Source organism: Chryseobacterium taichungense (assembly GCF_900109935.1).
Taxonomy (GTDB): Bacteria; Bacteroidota; Bacteroidia; order Flavobacteriales; family Weeksellaceae; genus Chryseobacterium; species Chryseobacterium taichungense.
Window position 1 is genome coordinate 672,172 of sequence record NZ_FOBV01000002.1, and the last position, 20,401, is coordinate 692,572.

At 36.4% G+C, this 20,401-nt stretch carries 14 protein-coding genes; 6 read left to right on the forward strand and 8 right to left on the reverse strand.

The genetic code is table 11. The annotated features are described in order from the left end of the window. Window positions 1-20: 20 nt before the first annotated feature. From BMW64_RS06670 to BMW64_RS06685, 4 genes are all read left to right on the forward strand, one after another. Entirely contained in the window at window positions 21-935 is a 915-nt protein-coding gene (locus BMW64_RS06670; protein ID WP_089999225.1) for a TssN family type VI secretion system protein, read from the forward strand. Between the two features lie 12 nt (window positions 936-947). Further along, on the forward strand, window positions 948-2,087 hold the full coding sequence (locus BMW64_RS06675; protein ID WP_089999226.1) for a hypothetical protein: 1,140 nt from the start codon (window positions 948-950) through the stop codon (window positions 2,085-2,087). Window positions 2,088-2,175: 88 nt separating this feature from the next. Further along, window positions 2,176-3,354: an aminotransferase class V-fold PLP-dependent enzyme gene (locus BMW64_RS06680; protein ID WP_089999227.1), complete on the forward strand. Its 1,179-nt coding sequence runs from the start codon at window positions 2,176-2,178 to the stop codon at window positions 3,352-3,354. 825 nt (window positions 3,355-4,179) lie between these two features. Next, window positions 4,180-5,157, forward strand: a complete 978-nt coding sequence (locus tag BMW64_RS06685; RefSeq protein WP_089999228.1) for an IS110 family RNA-guided transposase — start codon at window positions 4,180-4,182, stop codon at window positions 5,155-5,157. 517 nt (window positions 5,158-5,674) lie between these two features. Here the strand turns inward: BMW64_RS06685 and uvrA are convergent. Further along, on the reverse strand, window positions 5,675-8,467 hold the full coding sequence (uvrA, locus tag BMW64_RS06690) for an excinuclease ABC subunit UvrA (RefSeq protein ID WP_089999229.1): 2,793 nt from the start codon (window positions 8,465-8,467) through the stop codon (window positions 5,675-5,677). Window positions 8,468-8,792: 325 nt separating this feature from the next. Here uvrA and BMW64_RS06695 point away from each other — a divergent pair, with 325 nt between their 5' ends. Then, the gene (locus BMW64_RS06695; RefSeq protein WP_089999230.1) at window positions 8,793-10,604 is read left to right on the forward strand and encodes a TonB-dependent receptor plug domain-containing protein; all 1,812 of its coding nucleotides are present in this window, start codon (window positions 8,793-8,795) and stop codon (window positions 10,602-10,604) included. 75 nt (window positions 10,605-10,679) lie between these two features. Beyond that, window positions 10,680-11,402 carry a DUF2490 domain-containing protein gene (locus tag BMW64_RS06700; protein WP_089999231.1) on the forward strand — a complete coding sequence of 241 codons (723 nt, stop codon included), beginning with the start codon at window positions 10,680-10,682 and terminating at the stop codon, window positions 11,400-11,402. Here BMW64_RS06700 and BMW64_RS06705 read toward each other — a convergent pair. The 7 genes from BMW64_RS06705 to BMW64_RS06735 form a co-directional block, all read right to left on the reverse strand. Next, entirely contained in the window at window positions 11,344-13,446 is a 2,103-nt protein-coding gene (locus BMW64_RS06705) for a M48 family metallopeptidase (protein WP_089999232.1), read from the reverse strand. The two genes, BMW64_RS06700 and BMW64_RS06705, sit on opposite strands and share 59 nt — an antisense overlap. Window positions 13,447-13,452: 6 nt before the next feature. Further along, window positions 13,453-13,899, reverse strand: coding sequence for a phosphohydrolase (locus tag BMW64_RS06710; protein ID WP_089999233.1), 447 nt, complete (start codon window positions 13,897-13,899; stop codon window positions 13,453-13,455). Window positions 13,900-14,008: 109 nt separating this feature from the next. Further along, complete coding sequence (locus BMW64_RS06715) at window positions 14,009-14,293, reverse strand: hypothetical protein (RefSeq protein WP_089999234.1); 285 nt, start codon at window positions 14,291-14,293, stop codon at window positions 14,009-14,011. A 181-nt stretch (window positions 14,294-14,474) separates the two neighbouring features. Beyond that, the gene (locus BMW64_RS06720; RefSeq protein ID WP_089999235.1) at window positions 14,475-16,262 is read right to left on the reverse strand and encodes an acyl-CoA dehydrogenase family protein; all 1,788 of its coding nucleotides are present in this window, start codon (window positions 16,260-16,262) and stop codon (window positions 14,475-14,477) included. Window positions 16,263-16,313: 51 nt separating this feature from the next. Continuing rightward, window positions 16,314-16,673, reverse strand: a complete 360-nt coding sequence (locus tag BMW64_RS06725) for a four helix bundle protein (protein WP_089999236.1) — start codon at window positions 16,671-16,673, stop codon at window positions 16,314-16,316. Window positions 16,674-16,704: 31 nt separating this feature from the next. After that, complete coding sequence (locus BMW64_RS06730; protein ID WP_089999237.1) at window positions 16,705-17,886, reverse strand: acetyl-CoA C-acyltransferase; 1,182 nt, start codon at window positions 17,884-17,886, stop codon at window positions 16,705-16,707. A 101-nt stretch (window positions 17,887-17,987) separates the two neighbouring features. Continuing rightward, complete coding sequence (locus BMW64_RS06735) at window positions 17,988-20,384, reverse strand: 3-hydroxyacyl-CoA dehydrogenase/enoyl-CoA hydratase family protein (RefSeq protein ID WP_089999238.1); 2,397 nt, start codon at window positions 20,382-20,384, stop codon at window positions 17,988-17,990. Between the last annotated feature and the right edge of the window lie 17 nt (window positions 20,385-20,401).

The window sequence follows — 20,401 nt, forward strand, 5'->3', positions numbered from 1 at the left end:
ATTAATTCGAAAAAAGACACATGGAAATTTCTTCAGTAAAGGGAATCTTTTTAAGGTATATTCTGATGCCTTTGTTTGCGGTTATAATGATGGTAATTCTGGGAATTATCAGAAGAAATAAGCCTGCCATAAAGATCAAAACCATTATCATCTATGTTTTGTTGTGCAGTTTGTGTCTGGCCATTCCGGGGATTTTCGGCTTTGCGGGAAATCTTTTTAATCCGTATTGGTACCTTATTGCGCAAATCATTTATCTTATTTTGGGCATCATCCATGTAAACCTCTCAGACAGATATTTTAAAAAGCATTTTAATTCTCTTACAAAAAGTATCCTGTTTGAATCTATATTATCTATAACGTGTATCGGCTTTGGAGGGTATCTGTTTTATCTTATCTTTAACTGGATGAGTAAAGGAACCGGATATCCTATAATGGCGGCCACGAGTATTTTAACTTTTCTCGTTCCGTTGGTATTCCATTACTGCTATGTACAATTGATCAGTATTCCTGTAGATATTTATAAGACCTGGAGATATTCGCCGGATCAGAAGCTTCCTGATTTTGAAGGCGCAGATTTCGACAGATTGATGGTACTTAATGTTGAACTCAGCAAAAATCTCGAAGACGCCAACAGATTTAGAATTAAAGCGAAGACACTACCAACAGGAGTGACTTTCGGTGACTGGTTTTACAGGGTTGTGGATGACTATAATCACAAGAACCCGAATTCCGTAATTCATTTGTCTGATCAGGAAAGCGAGCCTTATTACTGGATTTTTTACACTAAAAAATCGTTCTTCAGCTTTAGGAAGTATATTGATTTTGACCAGGATATTACAGAAAACAGAATCGCGGAAAATGATGTTGTTATCTGCAAAAGAGTAATACAGCACGAAGAAGAAGGACTACGAAGAACACAAACACACCCATTTTAAAAAATATTAAATATGATACAGCCTATTAAGCATTTTGCCATCAATTGGGTTGACGGGATGAAAGTTTCCCAGAGACATCTTAACGATCAGGATAACTTTTTGATTGATAATATAAGAGACTCCAATTCATTAGGCATTACCACATATAATTACGGATTATTGCCGATATCGAATGATTTTACAGACCGTACGATATTTGATGTTCATAATACGGCAACCAACGATGTACAGCTCGTTATCAAGCATTGCAGTGCTGTTACCCTTGCGGGCTACAGAATTGAGCTAAATGACAGAAGAGTCAGCGTCAAATCACTTGCGAAGCTGATGAATGATGAGCAGGCAGACGGAGATTACTATATTTTAATTTCAGTAAATCCTTTTGATAAAGTGCCATTCGGAGATATTGATCCAGAAGAAATTCCGCCGCGTCATCCGAATACACAGCCCAATCATCATATTGAACTTCTACCCGTAACCTCTCTGAACAGCAGCTATTCCGGAGGAAATTACCTGATCATCGGTAAAGTAGACTTAAAAGGAAATATCGCACAGGTAGATTCTAATTTTATTCCACCGTGTACTTCCATCCAAAGCCATCCGGCGCTGCTTGATTATTATAACAATTTTGCGAGATCTATCGGTAATCTTCAGCAATATGCTTTCAAAATTGTTCAGAAAGCTTCGCATAAAAATCAGAATACCGCATTGGCACAGAACGTAAAGTTTTTGTGCAATACCATGATCAATACCTTTGGAGATATGTATTTTCAATTCAGAAATATTACTCCTTATCAGCCACCGGTATTTTTGATCGAATCTTTTGCAAAACTGGCGCTACGTCTTTATAATGCGACCCAGATTCTCATTCCTGCAGAGCTTGAGGAAATGCTTAATTACAGCCTTGAATGGAGTGAGATTGCTCCACATACGTTACTTAATCAACTGTCTATTGTGGCAGAAACAAATTATGATCATCACAACTGTGGCGAGCCTTTATTATATATCCAGCAGATGCTGAGAAGCCTCGAAACGATTTTCTCCAAGCTGAGCGAACTGGATTATATCGGACAGCGAAAAGAAAATATCATTGTCAACGAACAGGAAGTTTCGAATAACAACAACCCGAAAAGAGGCTGGAGTGTTTTAGATTAATTTAAAAAACTTTAAAAATACTGATCCCGAAATTTTTATTCGGGATTTTTTATGTAAAATTGTTGCTTCATAAAGGATAAACCAAAAAATGAATACAGATAAAATACGACAAGACATCAGAGGACTTTCAGACGGGAAAATTTTTCTTAATAATGCAGGATCATCGTTAATGCCATCCGTAGTTGTTGATTCTATGATCAATTATTTACAGCAGGAAGAGCAACTGGGAGGTTATGAAGTTGCGGATCGGAACGCAAAGCACCTGGAAGAATTTTATGATGAAACAGCAACATTAATTCATTCTAAACCTTCCAATATTGCTTTTGCCACAAGCGCTACCGAAGCGTATACGATGGCATTGTCAAGTATTGTATTTAAAGAAGGGGATGTTATTATTACGACGGCCGATGATTATATTTCCAATCAGATCACCTTTATTTTCCTGCAGAAGAAAATGAACATCAGAGTCATCAGAATGAAAAATCTGCAGGATTATGAGCTTGATCTCGACGATCTGGAAATATTAATTAAAAAATACAATCCCAAACTTGTTGCCGTGACTCATATTCCTACCAATTCAGGATTGATTCAGAATGTGGAAGGGGTAGGGAAAATCTGCCGGCAATATGACATTCTGTATCTTGTTGATGCTTGTCAGTCGGTCGGACAAATGGTTGTTGATGTACAAAAAATTGGCTGTGATTTTCTTACGGCAACCGGAAGGAAATTCATGAGAGGCCCAAGGGGAACAGGATTTCTGTATGTTTCTGATAAATTGCTTGAACAAAACTATGCACCTCTGCTTTTAGATATGAGGGGCGCAAAATGGTCAGCATTTGACGATTATGAGCTTTTTGATTCCGCCAAAAGATTCGAGCACTGGGAACTTTCCTATGCCTCTTTGCTCGGATTTACCGAAGCTTTAAAATATGCCAATACCATCGGCATGAATCATATTGAAGAATACAATAAAAAACTGTCACAAACGCTCCGCAGTAATCTTCAAAACAGTGGATTTCACGTCTGGGATTTGGGTAATCATTTAAGCAGTATAATAACATTCTCCGGTCCAGGAGGAGATCTTGAGAACATTCAGAAAGTTTTGAAAGAGAATAATATATTCTTTTCGGTAACCTATAAAAATTCAGCATTAATTGATTTTACCAGGAAAAATATCAGTGGAATTGTACGGCTGTCACCACATTATTTCAATACACGAGAGGAAATTGAAACAGTATCAGAGCTATTAAAGCAAAGTCTGCTTTAGATGCATAAATAAACCGTTTTTAAGATACAACCTTGATACATATAATATCGGTTCAACTTAAAATATATTTCACTGTTTAATTTTCATAAAGTCAGAAAATCATAATCTTTCTTTAATACTTATACTTAAAAGAAGATCAAGAACTGATGAAAAATAATTTCTTAGCAGTGATTTTGTTACAATGCGAAACAAATATAATTCTTTAATATAAATAAGACATTAATAATATTTATAACACATTGTATTTTAATAATATATATTCATTTTTAAACTTTAAAAATGGATAGCTCTAAAATTTATCAGGATAAACTGAACAAATTATCAGGATGAATTGGGAAAATTACCAGCATAATTTTCCAGATTTATCCTGATCATTTTTTTCAACGATTGGTATGAATTAAAAACGGAGATCGCAAGCTTCCTAAAATTAATCAGAGAAAAAGAATTATTTTTTGAAATTACAGCTTAAGAATTTTAAAGATTTACAAACTGTTTAATTTTTCTATTAATTAGAGAGCGTCAGTTCGAGAAGGTTTTTCGAAATGTAATGGAGAAAACCGTATCGAGAACCTGTAATGAAAACCTCCATTCTCGATACAAAATTCTTTCAGAATTTCACTCCTTTAGATTTGTAAAAGAAATCAATACATTTATTAACAAGAGAAAAGTGTTTAAGTAAACTAAGATTCACTCAGAGAAAAACTCATAGTTCGATTAAGACTTAAACACTTTCTTATCAAAAACTCAGATAGAAATTCGGGATTGGAGCCCATTATTAAGGAGTTGAGATGATGATAAGTTTCTCTTTATTAATCAAACAAATTTATGGAAAAAGTTTTTATTGGAATTGACATTAGTAAGCTAACTCTGGATGTTTTTGTTAACAGTTGCTCTAAAACACAACATTATCAAATTAAAAATTGTTCAAAAGCGATTAAAAAGTTTTTTAAAAGCTTCTCCAATGATGCAAATACCGTTGTAGGCATGGAAAATACAGGAAGATACAATTTTGAACTGTACGAAGTTTTAAGTAGTATGAACATTCCGGTTTTTGTTATAAACCCACTTCATTTAAAGAAAAGCATCGGTCTTTTAAGAGGTAAAAATGATAAATTGGACAGTCAAAGAATCTGTGCGTTTTTGGAGAAAAATTACATGGATCTACAACCGTGGATCCCTAAATCCTTGGATATTCAAAAAATAAACTTACTTAATACGGAACGCAGACACAGAGTGAAAATAAGAGCAGGTTTATTGAGACAGATGAAAGATTTAAGCTTTCTTAAAAATCATACAGATAAGGAAATTATAAAGCTTAACAAGCAATTGATTTTACTTTTAGATAAACAGATTAAAACAATTGAAAAAAAGATTGTAGAGATTATTGAATCAAACACAGAACTAAAGGATCAATATATAAGAATCCAGACCGTTCCGGGTGTTGGGAGAGTATTGGCCACTATGCTCATTGTTAAGACCAATGGGTTTACGGAAATTCAATCGGCAAGAAAGATGGCTTGCTATTCTGGTGTAGTTCCATTTGATCATCGCTCTGGTTCGTCAATTTATTATAAACCCAGAATCTCTACAATGGCTGATAAAGAACTAAAAAAGATTTTACATTTAGCTGCCTTGAGTTCCATAAGATTAAAGAATGATCTCGCTTTATATTTTCAAAGAAAAGTTTTAGAAGGGAAGAATAAGATGTCTGTTTTAAATGCAATTAGAAATAAAATCATACACAGAGTTTATGCTTTGATAAAAAATAATTCTGTGTATGAAAATAACTTGCAGATGTCATAGAAATCGAATTGACGTCATGTTTATCATCAATTCTCTAATCAGCACGTCAGTTCGAGTAGGTTTTTCGAAATGTAATGGAGAAAACCGTATCGAGAACCTGTAATGAAAACCTCCATTTCCGATACAAATTCTTTCAGAATTTCACTCGAATTGACGAAAGTTACGCCTACAAAAGCTATACATTATCTACCAATAAAAAAGAAGCTATCCTAAAATTTTGGATAGTCTCTATTTTAAAACTTTGCTCCTTTTTTAATTATCATTTTACAGCAAATGGCGTGAAGTCATGATTTTAATTTGCTCCGGAAGGAGCAATATCTGTGTAGACCTTCGTCAGTTTCTTGTAATATGAGAACTCCGGAGGAGTTCTATCTCATTATAGCACACCTCCGGCGTGCTTGTATGTTCTATCGTTTTTTCTGCTACACAGATATTGCTCATACTGAGCAAAATTTACTTATCCATCTTTAATGCTAAAAAAAGGCTGCCCCAACTTTTAGGACAGCCTTTTTTAAATTTATTGTTCCAGCTTTTCTCTGATATACTTGGCTGTGTAAGATTTTTTGTCATTTGCCAGCTCTTCCGGTGTTCCGGTGAATACCACTTCACCACCATGTTTTCCCGCTTCAGGACCGATATCAATGATGTAATCTGCACATTTGATGATATCCGGCTGATGCTCGATCACAATGACAGAATGTCCAAGATCAATTAATGCCTGCAAAGATTTCAGTAATTTCTTGATATCATGGAAGTGCAGACCTGTCGAAGGTTCATCAAAAATAAACAGCGTCTTATCAGTAGTAACCCCTTTTACCAGGAATGAGGCCAGCTTCACACGTTGCGCTTCACCTCCGGAAAGAGTCGAAGAACTCTGTCCCAGCTGCAGGTATCCGAGTCCTACTTCCTGTAGCGGTTTCAGCTTGGTTACAATTTTATCTTCATGATTATCTTTAAAAAACTCAAGGGCATCGTCTACCGTCATGTGAAGAATATCGGAGATATTCTTTTCGTCATATTTGACTTCAAGAATTTCGTTCTTAAAACGGGTTCCTTTACAGACTTCACACTGAAGCTCAATATCAGCCATAAACTGCATCGATACATTGATGACTCCTTCGCCTTTACATTCATCACATCTTCCGCCATCTACGTTGAAGGAGAAATGTTTAGGCTTATATCCCATCATTTTTGCTACTTTCTGCTTGGCAAACAAATCCCTGATGTCATCGTATGCTTTCAGATAGGTAACAGGATTTGAACGTGAAGATTTTCCTATGGGGTTCTGATCGATCAGTTCGATATGCTTAATCAGCTTTTTTGGAAACTCAACCGAATCGTAATCTCCTTTCTTTCCGCCCATACCCAGCTGAATCTGGATATCATTGGTAAGAATTTCTTTCATTAAAGTCGACTTTCCACTACCGGAAACTCCTGAAATGACAACAAGATTTTCCAACGGAACATCTACATCTACATTTTTGAGATTATTCTGTCGGGCGCCTCTGATGTTAATCCATTCTTTTGCTTTCCTTCGGTCCTTGGGAATTTCTATCTCCAGTCTTCCGGTAAGGTATTTAGATGTTAAAGTATCAGCATTTTTAAGCTCTTTATAATCTCCCGCAAATACCAGTTCACCTCCTAAATATCCTGCTTCAGGGCCGATATCAATAATATAATCTGCGGCTTTCATTACATCTTCATCATGCTCCACAACAATTACGGTATTGCCTAAGTCGCGCAGATTTTTCAAAACTCCGATAAGATTTTCCGTATCTCTGGAATGCAGTCCGATCGAAGGTTCATCCAGAATATAAATGGAACCCACCAGCGAACTTCCCAAACTTGTAGCAAGATTGATTCTCTGGCTTTCTCCTCCCGAAAGGGTATTGGAGGTACGGTTAAGCGTTAAATATCCCAACCCAACTTTTAATAAAAATTCAATACGGGTAGTGATTTCATAAAGCAATCTTTTGGCTACTTCCTGATCATGTTCTGATAATTTTAAACTGTTAATCAAAGGGAACAGTTCATCCAAAGGAAGCTCAATCATCGACTGGATATTATGTCCGTCGATCTTTACCCAGGTTGTTTCTTCACGCAGTCTTAATCCTTCGCAGGTAGGGCAGAGGGTTTTTCCACGGTATCTGGAAAGCATCACCCGGTACTGTATTTTATAAAGATTTTCTTCCAGCATTCTGAAGAAGTTGTCGATGGATGGGAATGTGCTTTTGCCGTCACCTTTCCAAAGGTATTTCTTCTGTTCCTTAGTCAGCTGATGATAAGGTTTATGAATCGGAAAATCTTTTGCTTTTTTGATGAAATCTTTCTTCCATTCGCTCATGCTTTCTCCTCTCCATGAAGCTACCGCATCTTCGAAAATAGATAAAGCTTTATTGGGAATTACCAGATCTTCATCAATACCGATCACTTTACCGTAGCCTTCACAGGTCGGACAGGCACCATAAGGATTATTAAAACTGAAAAAGTGAATATTCGGTTCCAGGAACTCTATGCCATCAAGTTCAAATTTGTTGGAGAATTCTTTTGTTGCTCCTGTATCTGTATTTTTCAGATAACAGTATCCGCGACCTTCATAAAATGCCATCTGTATGGAATCCGCAAGACGCTGCAGGAAGCTTTCATCTTCCTCGTAAGAAAAACGGTCGATCATGAGATTGATTTCCATTCCTTTTTCGGGAGTAAATCCGAAGCTTTCCAGATCTTCAATTCCTGCTACATTACCGTTGATCTCAAGTCTTGTAAATCCGGCAAGCTTGAGAATATTAAGATTTTCTGCAAAGTTTTCTGCATCATATTCGTAAGGAGCCGTGAGTAAAAATGATGAATCTTTTTTTGAATCTTTAATAAAATCTACCACATCAGAAACCGAATCTTTCTTTACTTCTTCACCTGAAACGGGAGAAAATGTTTTCCCGATCCTTGCAAAAAGAAGCTTCAGATAATCGTAAATTTCCGTTGAAGTCCCCACCGTTGACCTCGGGTTTGAGGAAATTACTTTCTGCTGAATAGCAATGGAAGGGGCGAGCCCTTTAATATCATCAACCTTAGGCTTTTCGAGCTTGCCTAAAAACTGACGTGCATAAGAGCTGAGACTCTCTACATATCTTCTTTGTCCTTCCGCATAAATCGTATCAAAAGCCAATGAAGATTTTCCGCTTCCGGAAACTCCTGTGATGACAATCAGTTTATTTTTAGGGATGAGAACATCGATGTGTTTCAGATTGTTAAGGTGTGCATTCTTAACGAAAATCTGTTTTTTAATATCTATATCTGTTGTATTAGCCATAGTAAAATTAAGACTAACAAAATTACGAAATTCTGATGGATTTTTTTATGCAATTAAAGCTAAATTACGACACGTTATCATCATTATATTCTCCATGTATTGTTTTGATACCATAGAATTATTTAAATTGCACAGATAAATTTGCAACAGAATGAGAAAGTTTTTCAGAGATCTGATTGCACATTTGATGAGAAAGCGCTAACAACGATATTTCCCACATGCAGTTTTACCCAACTGCATTTTTTTATGACAACTATCATTTGTAGGTGTTAGCGAACTCCACTACTTTTGGGCTCAGTAAAAATAACCGGTATAATTTTAAGGTATGATCAAAAAAGCAGGAAGTATTTTTTTTCTCGGAACATTGTTTTTCGCACACGCACAGGAAAAATCAACTGATATAGAAACTATTGAAATTCAGGGAAAACTTTTTTCCACGCCGTATAAAAGCGCGAATCAAAACATTACCGTTATCACCAAAGAGGAAATTCTCAATTCTCCTGCGCAAAGTATCGACGAAGTGCTGCAACAGATTGCCGGAATGGACATCAGAAGGAGAGGTGCTAACGGCGTACAAAGTGATATTGGTTTCCGGGGAAGTTCTTTTGAACAGGTTCTTTTACTCCTGAACGGAATCAGGATGAATGATTCACAAACCGGTCACAACACCATGAATCTGCCTGTCGACCTTGATGATGTAGAAAGAATAGAAGTTATTAAAGGTCCTGCAGCAAGACGTTTCGGACAAAATGCCTATGCGGGCGTTATCAATGTTATTACAAAAACAGATCCGGGAAAAAGAGTGAGAGTAAAAGCTGAAGCCGGAGATTACGAAACGTATGGTTTAGGCCTGAATGCCCAGCTGGGAAATGAAAAATTCTCAAATTCTTTACAGGTCAATTCTTCCGGTTCGCAGGGATATATGTACAATACCGATTATGAAATCAGAAATGTTTTTTATCAAAGTAAGCTTAACATTAAAGATGGAGATATAAGACTTCAGGCGGGCTTTTCTGAAAAGAAATTCGGTGCCAATGGCTTTTATTCCTCAAAAGCTGCCACAGAACAATATGAAGAAACACAGGCTTCCATCGTAAGTCTGGCTCATCAACAAACCTTTGGAAAATTAAAATTAAACTCAAACGTATATTGGAGAAGAGGGCAGGATATGTATCTCTATAACAGGGAAAAACCTGAAGTCTACCGAAATATGCATATTGGTAATAATGTGGGCGGAGAAGTGAATTCCAGCTATCAATGGGGATTGGGAACTACAGGAATTGGCGTAGAGGTAAGAAAGGAATTTCTTGCAAGCAATAACCTTGGAGAGAGAAACCGGTTTGTTTCCCAGGTTTTCTTTGAACATCATTTTTCACTGCTGAACAACAAACTAAACATCAGTCCGGGAATTTCATGGGCAAATTATTCTAATGAAGGAAACTTTTTTTATCCCGGTTTAGACGTTGGCTACAGCTTTGACCAGAACAATAAAATTTATGGAAACATTGCAAAAGTTCACAGAATTCCATCCTTCACAGATCTGTATTATGTAAGCAAAACCGAGCAAGGTAATCAGAATTTATTGCCTGAAAATGCGGTTTATGCCGAAATAGGTTATCAGTTTCAGACAAAAAATATACTGGCAAAACTGAGCGGATTCCTGAGAGATTCTGATAATGCCATCGACTGGACCAAAATAAGTAACAACGACCCGGTATGGTATGCCCAGAATATCAGAGAAACCACAATCAAAGGGATTGAAGCAGAGATAAATCATCGCATCAACAACTGGCTGAAATACACGGTCAGCTATACTTATCTGGATAATAAATTAAATAAACCCGGTGATTTTTTGGCAAGGTATGCTCTGGATAATTTAAAACATCAGTTCATTACAAAACTGGAAACAAGATTTTTGAAAAATTTTACTAATGAAGTTATTTATCGTTATAATGAAAGATTGAATAGCGGCAGTTATAACCTTTTGGATGATAAATTAAGTTTTGTTAAAACAGACTTTTCGATATATATTCTTATTAATAATTTAACAAATACTTCATATACAGAAACATTTGGTGTTGCAATGCCTCAAAGATGGTTCCATATTGGGTTATCTTATAATATCAATATTAAATAATTGTTAATTGATAATGAATTAAAGTTAATATTAAGAAATTGTTAATTCATTTACATTTGCAAAAATTTTTTTTGAATGAAACTGTCAGTAGCCTTAGGTCTGAGTTTATTTTTAAGTACAATATTTATCAAAGCGCAGGAACATATTTCCAGCTTTAATGCACTGACGATAACTTATAAATTTCATCCGAAGTTTTTTCTATATGCAGAAGGCCAATCGAGAGGGATTGAAGAATATACGTATCCTGATTATTACGAAATAAAAGGTGGATTGGGATATAATCTTACCAAAAACCACAAGCCTTTTGTCGGGTTGGGGAGATATGCCACCTATAAAGATCACGCGATCAATAAAGAGGAATTCAGAATCTGGCTTCAGGATGTCATTGATTTCAAAAAAGGTGTTGTGAAATTTGAAAACCGATTCCGTGCGGAAAAATCGTGGTTTTACGAGCCTCAAACAGATAAAAATTCGCAGAGAATGCGTTACCGTTATCGTCTGAATATTTCGGTTCCTTTAAATGCGAAAAAAATAGGCCCTAAAACTTTGTTTGCCAATGCTTATGATGAAATATTCATTGTATCTCCTATAAAACCTGCTTTTGCAAGAAACAGGGTATATGGAGGTTTAGGATACCAGATCGATGAAAACTTCGGTGTTCTGGGCGGATATTTGTGGCAAAGAGAATTTGATGCAAAAGGCAATAAAAACTTTCATTTTGTATACCTTGCTTTAAATATCAATATTGATGATACAAATCCTCCTGCCAAAACTTACCATTTTCCGGGAGCCGATTAACCGATTTCTCAAGTTTCACCTGGAAACCGATGAGTTGCTCTTTGCTGAAGATGTACGCTTTATTTAATAGGTTGCGATATTCTCCAACAAAAGAGAATAAAGATTCTACTTCTTTCATAATGTATTTATCATGATTAAAATATATGTATTCGGAATCTATAAAATCTATAATCAGTTTTTTGTTTTCGGACGTTAAAAAATCTTTGTATGATGATTCTTCGTTAAATTTCTTCAGAACATCTTTAAAAGCTTTTTCTTTTTTAAGTAAAATGCTTCTTTTTTTACGGATTTCTTCTACAGGTAAAGTTACCGTCATAAACGCTAATCCTTCAGCGAAATGATTTAGTACATTTTCATACATATCGTATTCACGATTAATTGAGGCAAATGTGAGATATGTGTTTTTAAGAATTTCCTTATCCGCATCTGTTGCTAAGCTGTAATAATAACTAAAAATCTGCTTATCATTGTCAGACAATGCCAGTTTCATCTCTTCCAGTTTTTTAGTAAGTCTTGAAGTTAAAATTCTCGCATCTTTTGACGGATATAGTACTCCATCGTACTTAAATGTCTTAACCACTTTCGGATTTGCCACGATTTCCTTAAGTATCGAAAGATCGTTCTCCAGACCAGTCTTTTCGTAGACGAGAGAAACCATTGCATCACTGAAAAGCTTTTCGGATGAAACTTCTGAGGTTATTTGCAAACCCTCAATATTCTCCAAAACCGGATTATGTCTTTCATAATAACCATTATTATAGATACTCATCATGTGGAGCGGATACTTTTTCTTATAAAGTTCTGCGAAAAGTTCGTTGTTATGAATGGTTTCACCGACATTTTTAACCTCGTAAAGGGTCAGATATTTGCTTGTTAATGCCTTACCTATTTCATCAAAACCCCGTATAATGTTTTTGGCCAGATTATTATTTTTCGGACGGTTCTTTGTTTCATTTTTACGGATCATCTCAATTCTACGCGTAGTCTCGGGATGAGATGCCCATTGATCTTCAATTTCCAGCTTTGTCCTGTTGAAGCGGGTCAGTTCATCCTCAGTGATCTTAGGTAAATCATTTTCGTAAACGTGATTATTTCTCTCACTAAAGACTTTCATCAAAGCCGTCTGATTATCAAAAAGATTCTCGGGAAGATATTTTCCCTCACTCTGGGTGTAAAAACTAAAAGCACTTTCAAATGCCGTACTGCTGAGCTCAAGTCTCAAAAGAGATGAAATCTGCTCTTCAGGATTGGTAACATATGTAGCAACGGCATCTGCATGAAATTCCATTTCTCTTCTGAGAGATGCATTATTTTTAAAGATAAAATCTGAAAAAAACTTCAGAATATATTTAAATGCATTGATAAAGCCAACGGAAATCATACCTGTAAGCTGAAATGCCCAATGACCCGAACCATGTTTTATGGTTTGTTCATAATCATTATTGTTATAAACGGTATCAAAAATAATTTTCTCTGCCTGATTGACGTATCCGCCGATTTTCATGCTTCTCTGGGAGAAATGTCCGAATTCATGAGCAAGAACAGATTTAAGCTCGCCGACCGTACAGGAATTTACCAGGCCGATTCCGATTGTGAGGTTTTTTTTCACCGGGAGAAACATACTCCAGAATAGGGAATTATAGCTCACACTTGCATTTACCTCGGGAGAGAAAAATACTTTACCGGGCATCTTTACTTTTGTTTCTGCAACAATCTCATCAATAATAGCAAAAAGTTCAGGCTGATTTTTACGGTTGACTTCAATAAGATGTCTTGTGCTATAGTTATTTTTGATGAAAATAAATTTAATCAGGAAGTAGAATACGACAAGTCCGACACTGAATAATCCAAGGGCAAGAAGGACCGTAAGATAATTTGCATGCAAAGCAATAATCTTTACCGCTGCATATCCCAAAAGAAATATCAACCCGAGCGAAATCAGAATCAATACAAAATATACAGTGAAAAATACTAAAATCGATACAATGGCTGAAATCAGCTTAGACTGGTATGCTCTGGAAATAGGAGGTAGGTTATTAGTCATAAGGTCTTAATATTTTTCAATCAGATAACGATACGCTTTAAGATATTTGTTAAATCTTTTGATATCCTTTGGAGTCAACTCTCTGTTTACACGGCGGAGATCCATGTTATCACGCAGGTCATTAAGCTTTACAGCAACTGCTAATGGAGAACGTTCAGTTCTTCTTACAAAATCATCATAATCTTCATCTGGATCAAACTTGGTTAGACAACTGATCGCAAAAATAATATATTCCGGAAAACCTTCACTACGAAGATAATCAAGGCTGAATTCCTGTGGATGGTCTTCAACAACATCATGTAATACCCCTACAATCTTCTCATCCAGGGTTTTTCCGTATTCCATTACACGCATAACGTGGGCAATGTACGGTGCATGATATTTGTCTGTCTGTCCTTTGTGTGCCTTATCGGCTATTTTTATTGCTCTGTTGAGCAGTTCTTCTTTTGTCATCGTAAATAAGTAGAGTACAAAAATAAAAAATGCCCCAAGATTTGAGACATTTTTTAATAATAATTTTGTTAAATACGAATTCTTAAGACATTAAAATAATTACAGACAATTATTTATCATCTTCCTTCTTTTCTGGAATCATTGCATTAAGCATTTTATAATCGGTGGAGTCTTTTCTGTTGTCCTTAAGGCTGGAATATAACGATTCATCAGGCTTTGCAGAAGGCATTTTATACATTTCCTTTTGAAGATCTTTAGGTTTAAGATTCTGATCAGGCAAAGTAAATGTTTTTACCTTTGTTGTATCCATTTTAGGCAAGACAGTCTTTTTGTCTTTTTGCTGTGCTGAAACCGCAGTTGAAATAAATATAACTGAAACTAATACTATTCTCATAATAAAATTTACATTAAATGATAGCCATTGTGATAACAAGACAATTCAGGATTCAATTATATTACATCACTTACTACATTTTAGTTTTTTATTAAATTGAAGAATGAAATTTTAATTAAAATACAAAAATAAAAGCGCCTCAAAAATGAGACGCTTTGAAATCAAATTTATATATAAAAGACTAATAAGCTCCTTTTTCGATGTAATATGCTGCAATTTTTTCAGTTAATGCCACTACATTCGGATGATTTGTATATTTTGTAAATCTCCTTAATCCCGAAAGCATCATTCTCTGCTCATCACCTTCAGCAAAAGAAACGATTCCTTCTTTTGCAGCCGCAATAATCTTTTCAACCGCCTTATAAAGGTTTAGCTGAGCCATTGCCGCTTCAACAGAATCAGGAGAAAAATGTTTTTCAGCTCTTAAAACCGCAGATTCTGCCATGTAGATTTGGTTCAGGATTTCAGAAGCATTCAATAGTAAATGCTGCTGTTTCTCAATATCCATCATGTATTTTTGAAGCGCAGCACCGGAAACCATTAAGAAAACTTTCTTAAGATTAGCGATAATTGCTTTTTCTTCACTCATGAAAGCCGAATAGTCAGGAACATCAAATGATGGAATTCCCATCAGCTCTTTGCTGATTGCCATGGCAGGAGACAATAAATCTAATTCACCTTTCATTGCTCTTTTAATCAGCATCCCTACCGAAAGTAATCTGTTGATTTCATTAGTCCCTTCATAAATTCTTGAAATTCTTGAATCTCTCCACGCTGCTTCCATTGGGGTGTCTTCAGAGAATCCCATTCCGCCGTACACCTGAATTCCTTCATCTGCCGTATGCTGAGCAAGATCGGAAACAAAAACTTTCAGGATTGAGCATTCAACAGCGAATTCTTCAACACCTTTAAGTTCTGCAGCCTGATGATCCATTCCTCCGGCAACCAATTCTTCAATTTTATCTTCAATATTTTTTGCAGCCCTGTACGAACCTGCTTCGCTCACAAAAACTCCGGTTGCCATTTCAGCAATCTTCTTTCTGATCGCTCCGAACGTTGAGATAGAAACGCCAAATTGTTTTCTTTCGTTTGAATATTGAATTGAATGATTTAAAATTCTTCTTTGTGCATCAAGACAAGCAGCTGCTAATTTGATACGGCCAACGTTTAATGCATTCAGAGCGATTTTAAAACCGTTATTTCTTTCCCCTAAAAGATTCTCAACAGGAATTTTCATATCATTGAAGAAAACCTGTCGGGTAGAAGAGGCACGAATACCGAGCTTATGTTCTTCCTCACCGAAAGTCAGACTTTCAGGATTTTCAAGTTCCGAACGATTGATTACAAATCCTGTGATATTTTTATCATCATCAATTTTTGCGAACAAAGTAAAAGTATCGGCAAATCCAGCATTGGAAATCCACATTTTTTGTCCGTTAATGATATAATGTTTTCCGTCCTCAGAAAGTTTTGCTCTTGTTTTACCTGAGTTGGCATCAGAACCTGCATCCGGTTCAGTCAAACAGTATGCTCCGAATTTTGTTCCTGCCGCTAAATCCGGAAGGTATTTCTGCTTTTGAGCTTCTGTTCCGTAAAGTACAATTGGTAATGTTCCGATTCCGGTATGTGCACCATAAGCCGTTGCCAATGAACCTGTAACTCCTGAAATGTAATCACAGGCCAACATGGTTGTCACGAATCCCATCCCAAGACCACCATAATTTTCAGGAACAGAAATTCCCAAAAGTCCCATTTCGCCGAGCTTACGCATTACTTCTTCCGTAAATGCATAATCTTTTTTCTCAAAGCGCTCTTTTTGCGGTACAACTTCTCTGTCTATAAATTCTTTCGCAGAATCGCGAAGCATTTTTTGTTCTTCATTCAGTTCTTCAAGACTGAAAATTTCATTGGCAGGAATTTCCTTAATGAGGAATTCACCGCCTTTAAGTGTTTTATTAATTGTAGTCATTATTTATGATTTTAAATTTTAGATTATAAATTTTAAATTATTGATTTCCGGTTATAAATTTTCGGATGAAGTTTTGATGATTTTAGTTAAAATATTAATTATACTTTCAATTTCTTTCAAATAAGTATCAATCTCGATTTGAACTAAATCTGATAATTGATAAAGTCTTAACCAATATCTGGTTTCTCTTGCTTCTTTATTTGCAATTGAAAGTTTTGAAATAAAATCTTTCTTTGACTGCGCTGCAATTGCTTCTTCTACATTTGCTCCAATTGAAGTTCCGCAGCGAAGTATTTGTTTGGATAAAATAAATTCATTTTGAGATTTACACTGAGTATAAAATTTAATAATTCTTAGCGCAAAATTGAATGTTTTTAATTGAATTAGATTATCTTCCTTGTAGCTATTCATCTAAAATTTATAATTTAAAATCTATAATTAATTAAAGTAGTTCAAAAATACTCGCTGCTCCTTGGCCTGTTCCTACACACATGGAAACCATTCCATATTTGTTTCCGCGCTTTCTCATTTCGTCAAGAAGCTGGACAGTCAATTTTGTTCCGGTACATCCCAGTGGGTGACCAAGAGCAATGGCTCCTCCGTTGACATTCAAAATATCAGGATTTAAGTCTAATTCTTTTTTAATAGCAACAGACTGGGAAGCAAATGCTTCATTTAATTCGATTAATTCAATATCCTTCAACTCCATACCCGCCTGTTTCAATGCTTTTGGAATGGCATAAATTGGCCCCATTCCCATAATTCTTGGCTCAAGACCTGCTGCTGCATAAGCTACTAATCTTGCTTCGGGCTGTAAACCTAATTCCTTTACCATTTCTTCACTCATTACCATGACGAAAGCTGCACCGTCGCTCATTTGAGAAGAATTTCCAGCTGTCACACTTCCTCCGTTGGCGAAAACAGGTCTTAATTTAGCCAAACCTTCCAATGAAGTATCTGCTCTTGGACCTTCATCGACGGAGAAATCAAATTTCTTTGTCTGCATTTTCTGGTTTTCATCCAAAAAATTATATTCCACAGGAATTGGAACAATCTGGCTCGCAAATCGGCCTTCCTTATTGGCTTTCAATGCTTTCATATGAGATTCAAAAGCAAACTGATCCTGTTCCTCTCTGCTGATTTTATATTGCTTGGCCACTTCTTCTGCCGTGTAGCCCATTCCCCAATAATAATCAGGGTTTGTTTTGGCGATATCCGTTTCCGGCACCGGCTTGTAACCTCCCATCGGAATATAAGACATGGATTCTGTACCTCCGGCAATAATACAATCTGCCATCCCGGCCTGAATTTTTGCAGAAGCAATAGCAATCGCTTCACTTCCCGATGCACAATATCTGTTTACCGTAACTCCCGGAACTTTGTCTGTATTTAAACCCATCAGGGAAATCAGACGCGCCACATTTAAGCCTTGTTCAGCTTCAGGCATTGCATTTCCTACGATAAGGTCGTCAATTCTGTTTTTATCTAATTGCGGAAGCTCAGCCATCAATTTTTCAATTACGGTTGCCGCCATTACATCGGGTCTTGTAAATCTTAAACTTCCTTTTGGAGCTTTTCCAACGGCAGTTCTAAAACCCTTTACGATATATGCTGTTTTTGACATTTTTTGTTTTTTATTTGTTTTTAACCGGGTTTTACCCGATTCTATTATTTTTCGCCCTTTCAGGGCTCAAAAACCTGGTTACTTTTAGTTTACCTTTATTATTAGTTTCTCAAAGGTTTTCCATTTTGTAACATGTACTGAATTCTTTCCAGTGTTTTTCTTTCTCCACAAAGCGATAGGAAGGTTTCTCTTTCAAGATTCAATAAATACTGTTCGGTAACAACTGTAGGTTCAGAAAGATTTCCTCCCACCATAACGTTGGCTAATTTGTCAGCAATTTTCTTGTCGTGTTCAGAGATATAATTTCCGGTAAGCATCTGGTCGGTTCCGACATAGAACATTCCCAATGCATCTTTCCCCAACACTTTTACTTTCTGCTCGATTGGCTGCGTATAACCGTGTTCTGCAAGACTTTTTGCCAGCATCTTCGCGGTTTTAATCTGAGTTCTCTTGTCAACGGCAACAATATCTTTACCATGCTCAAGAATTCCCATATCGTAAGCTTCATAAGCAGAAGTTGCCACTTTACCCATAGCGATATTCATGAAAGCATCACGAAGCCTGTTATTTTTCACGTCGTCATTATGGAATTCTCTTGATGTTCTCAGCGTCAGTTCTTTCGTTCCACCACCACCAGGGATTACACCAACTCCGGTTTCTACCAGTCCGATGTAAGTCTCTGCAGCAGCGACCACTCTGTCGGCATGCATGGTCATTTCGCAACCACCGCCCAGGGTCATTCCATGAGGAGCTACCACCACCGGAATAGAAGAGTAACGAACCCTCATCATGGATTTCTGGAAATAGGCGATCGCCATATTCAGATCATCCCAATCCTGTTCGATCGCCATCATTAAAATCATGGCTAAATTGGCTCCTACAGAGAAATTGGTTCCCTGATTTCCGATCACTAAACCGTCATATTCCTTTTCAGCTAAATCAATTGCCCTGTTTAATCCATCCAACACTTCGCCTCCTAAAGAATTCATTTTAGAACGGATTTCAAAATTGATGATTCCGTCACCTAAATCTTCGATGGCAGCACCGGAATTACTCCAAAGCGTTTTATTTTTTCTGATATTATCTAAAATAATAAAAGAGTCCTGTCCCGGAATTTTGCTGTACTCTAGAGAATCTTTATCAACATAGATACTTTGTCCTTCTTCATTGACTTTATAGAAAGACTCTACATTTTTCACCCAGTCTGAAACTTCATAACCTGCCTCTTTAGCCAATTCAGAACCTTTTTGTACTCCGACTGCATCCCAGATTTCAAACGGTCCGTTTTCCCAACCGAAACCGGCTTTCATTGCGTCATCAATTTTGTAAACTTCATCTGAAATTTCTGGGACTTTATGCGAAACGTAGGCAAACAATGCTCCCAATGATTTTCTGTAAAGCTCTCCGGCTTTGTCTTTTCCGCCAATTAATACTTTAAATCGATCAATCGGCTTGTCAATATTTTTAGTTAATTCTAAAGTTGGAAATGAAGATTTCCCCTGAAGTTCATATTCTAAAGTATCAAGATTTAGCCCGTGAATTTCTGATTTTCCTTCTGCATTTTTTACTTTTTTGTAAAACCCTTGTTCAGTTTTAGAACCCAGCCATTTATTATCAACCATTTTCTGGATGTAATCCGGAAGTGCAAAAACATCATTGAAATTATTTGTTGCTTCTGCACCGCTTTGACGAACACCGTTGGCAACCATGACCAATGTATCCAAACCAACAACATCCGCAGTTCTGAATGTCGCAGATTTCGGACGGCCAATGACAGGACCTGTTAATTTATCTACTTCAGAAACGGTTAATCCTAATTTCTGAACATTATGAAGTAAATCCATCATGGAGAATACCCCGATTCTATTAGCGATAAATGCTGGTGTATCTTTGGCTAAAACGGTTGTTTTTCCTAAGAACTTCGCTCCGTAACTCATATAGAAATCAATCACTTCAGGAAGCGTATCGTGAGTAGGTATAATTTCTAAAAGAGGTAAATATCTCACAGGATTAAAAAAGTGTGTTCCTGCAAAATATTGTTTGAAATCATCACTTCTTCCCACTGTTAAAAGATGAATGGGAATCCCTGATGTATTAGAAGAAACCAAAGTCCCAGGCTTCCTGAACTGCTCTATTTTTTCGTAAACGGATTTTTTGATGTCCAATCTTTCAACGACAACTTCAATAATCCAGTCGGTATCTTTTATTTTCGGTAAATCATCATCGAAGTTTCCGACTTTTATTCTGTCTGCAAATTTCGGAGAATAGAGTAGAGCCGGACTTGCTTTTTTCAGTTTTTCAAAGTTTTCTGCAGCAATTCTGTTTCGTACTGCTTTATCATCTTTGGTCAAACCTTTTTTCTCTTCTGCTTCAGTCAGTTCGAAAGGAACAATATCCAACAGCGAAACCTGAACACCAATATTGGCAAAGTGCGCCGCGATACCGCTTCCCATAATTCCTGAACCAAGAACCGTAACATGTTTGATTCTTCTTTTCATTTGATTTTATTGATTTG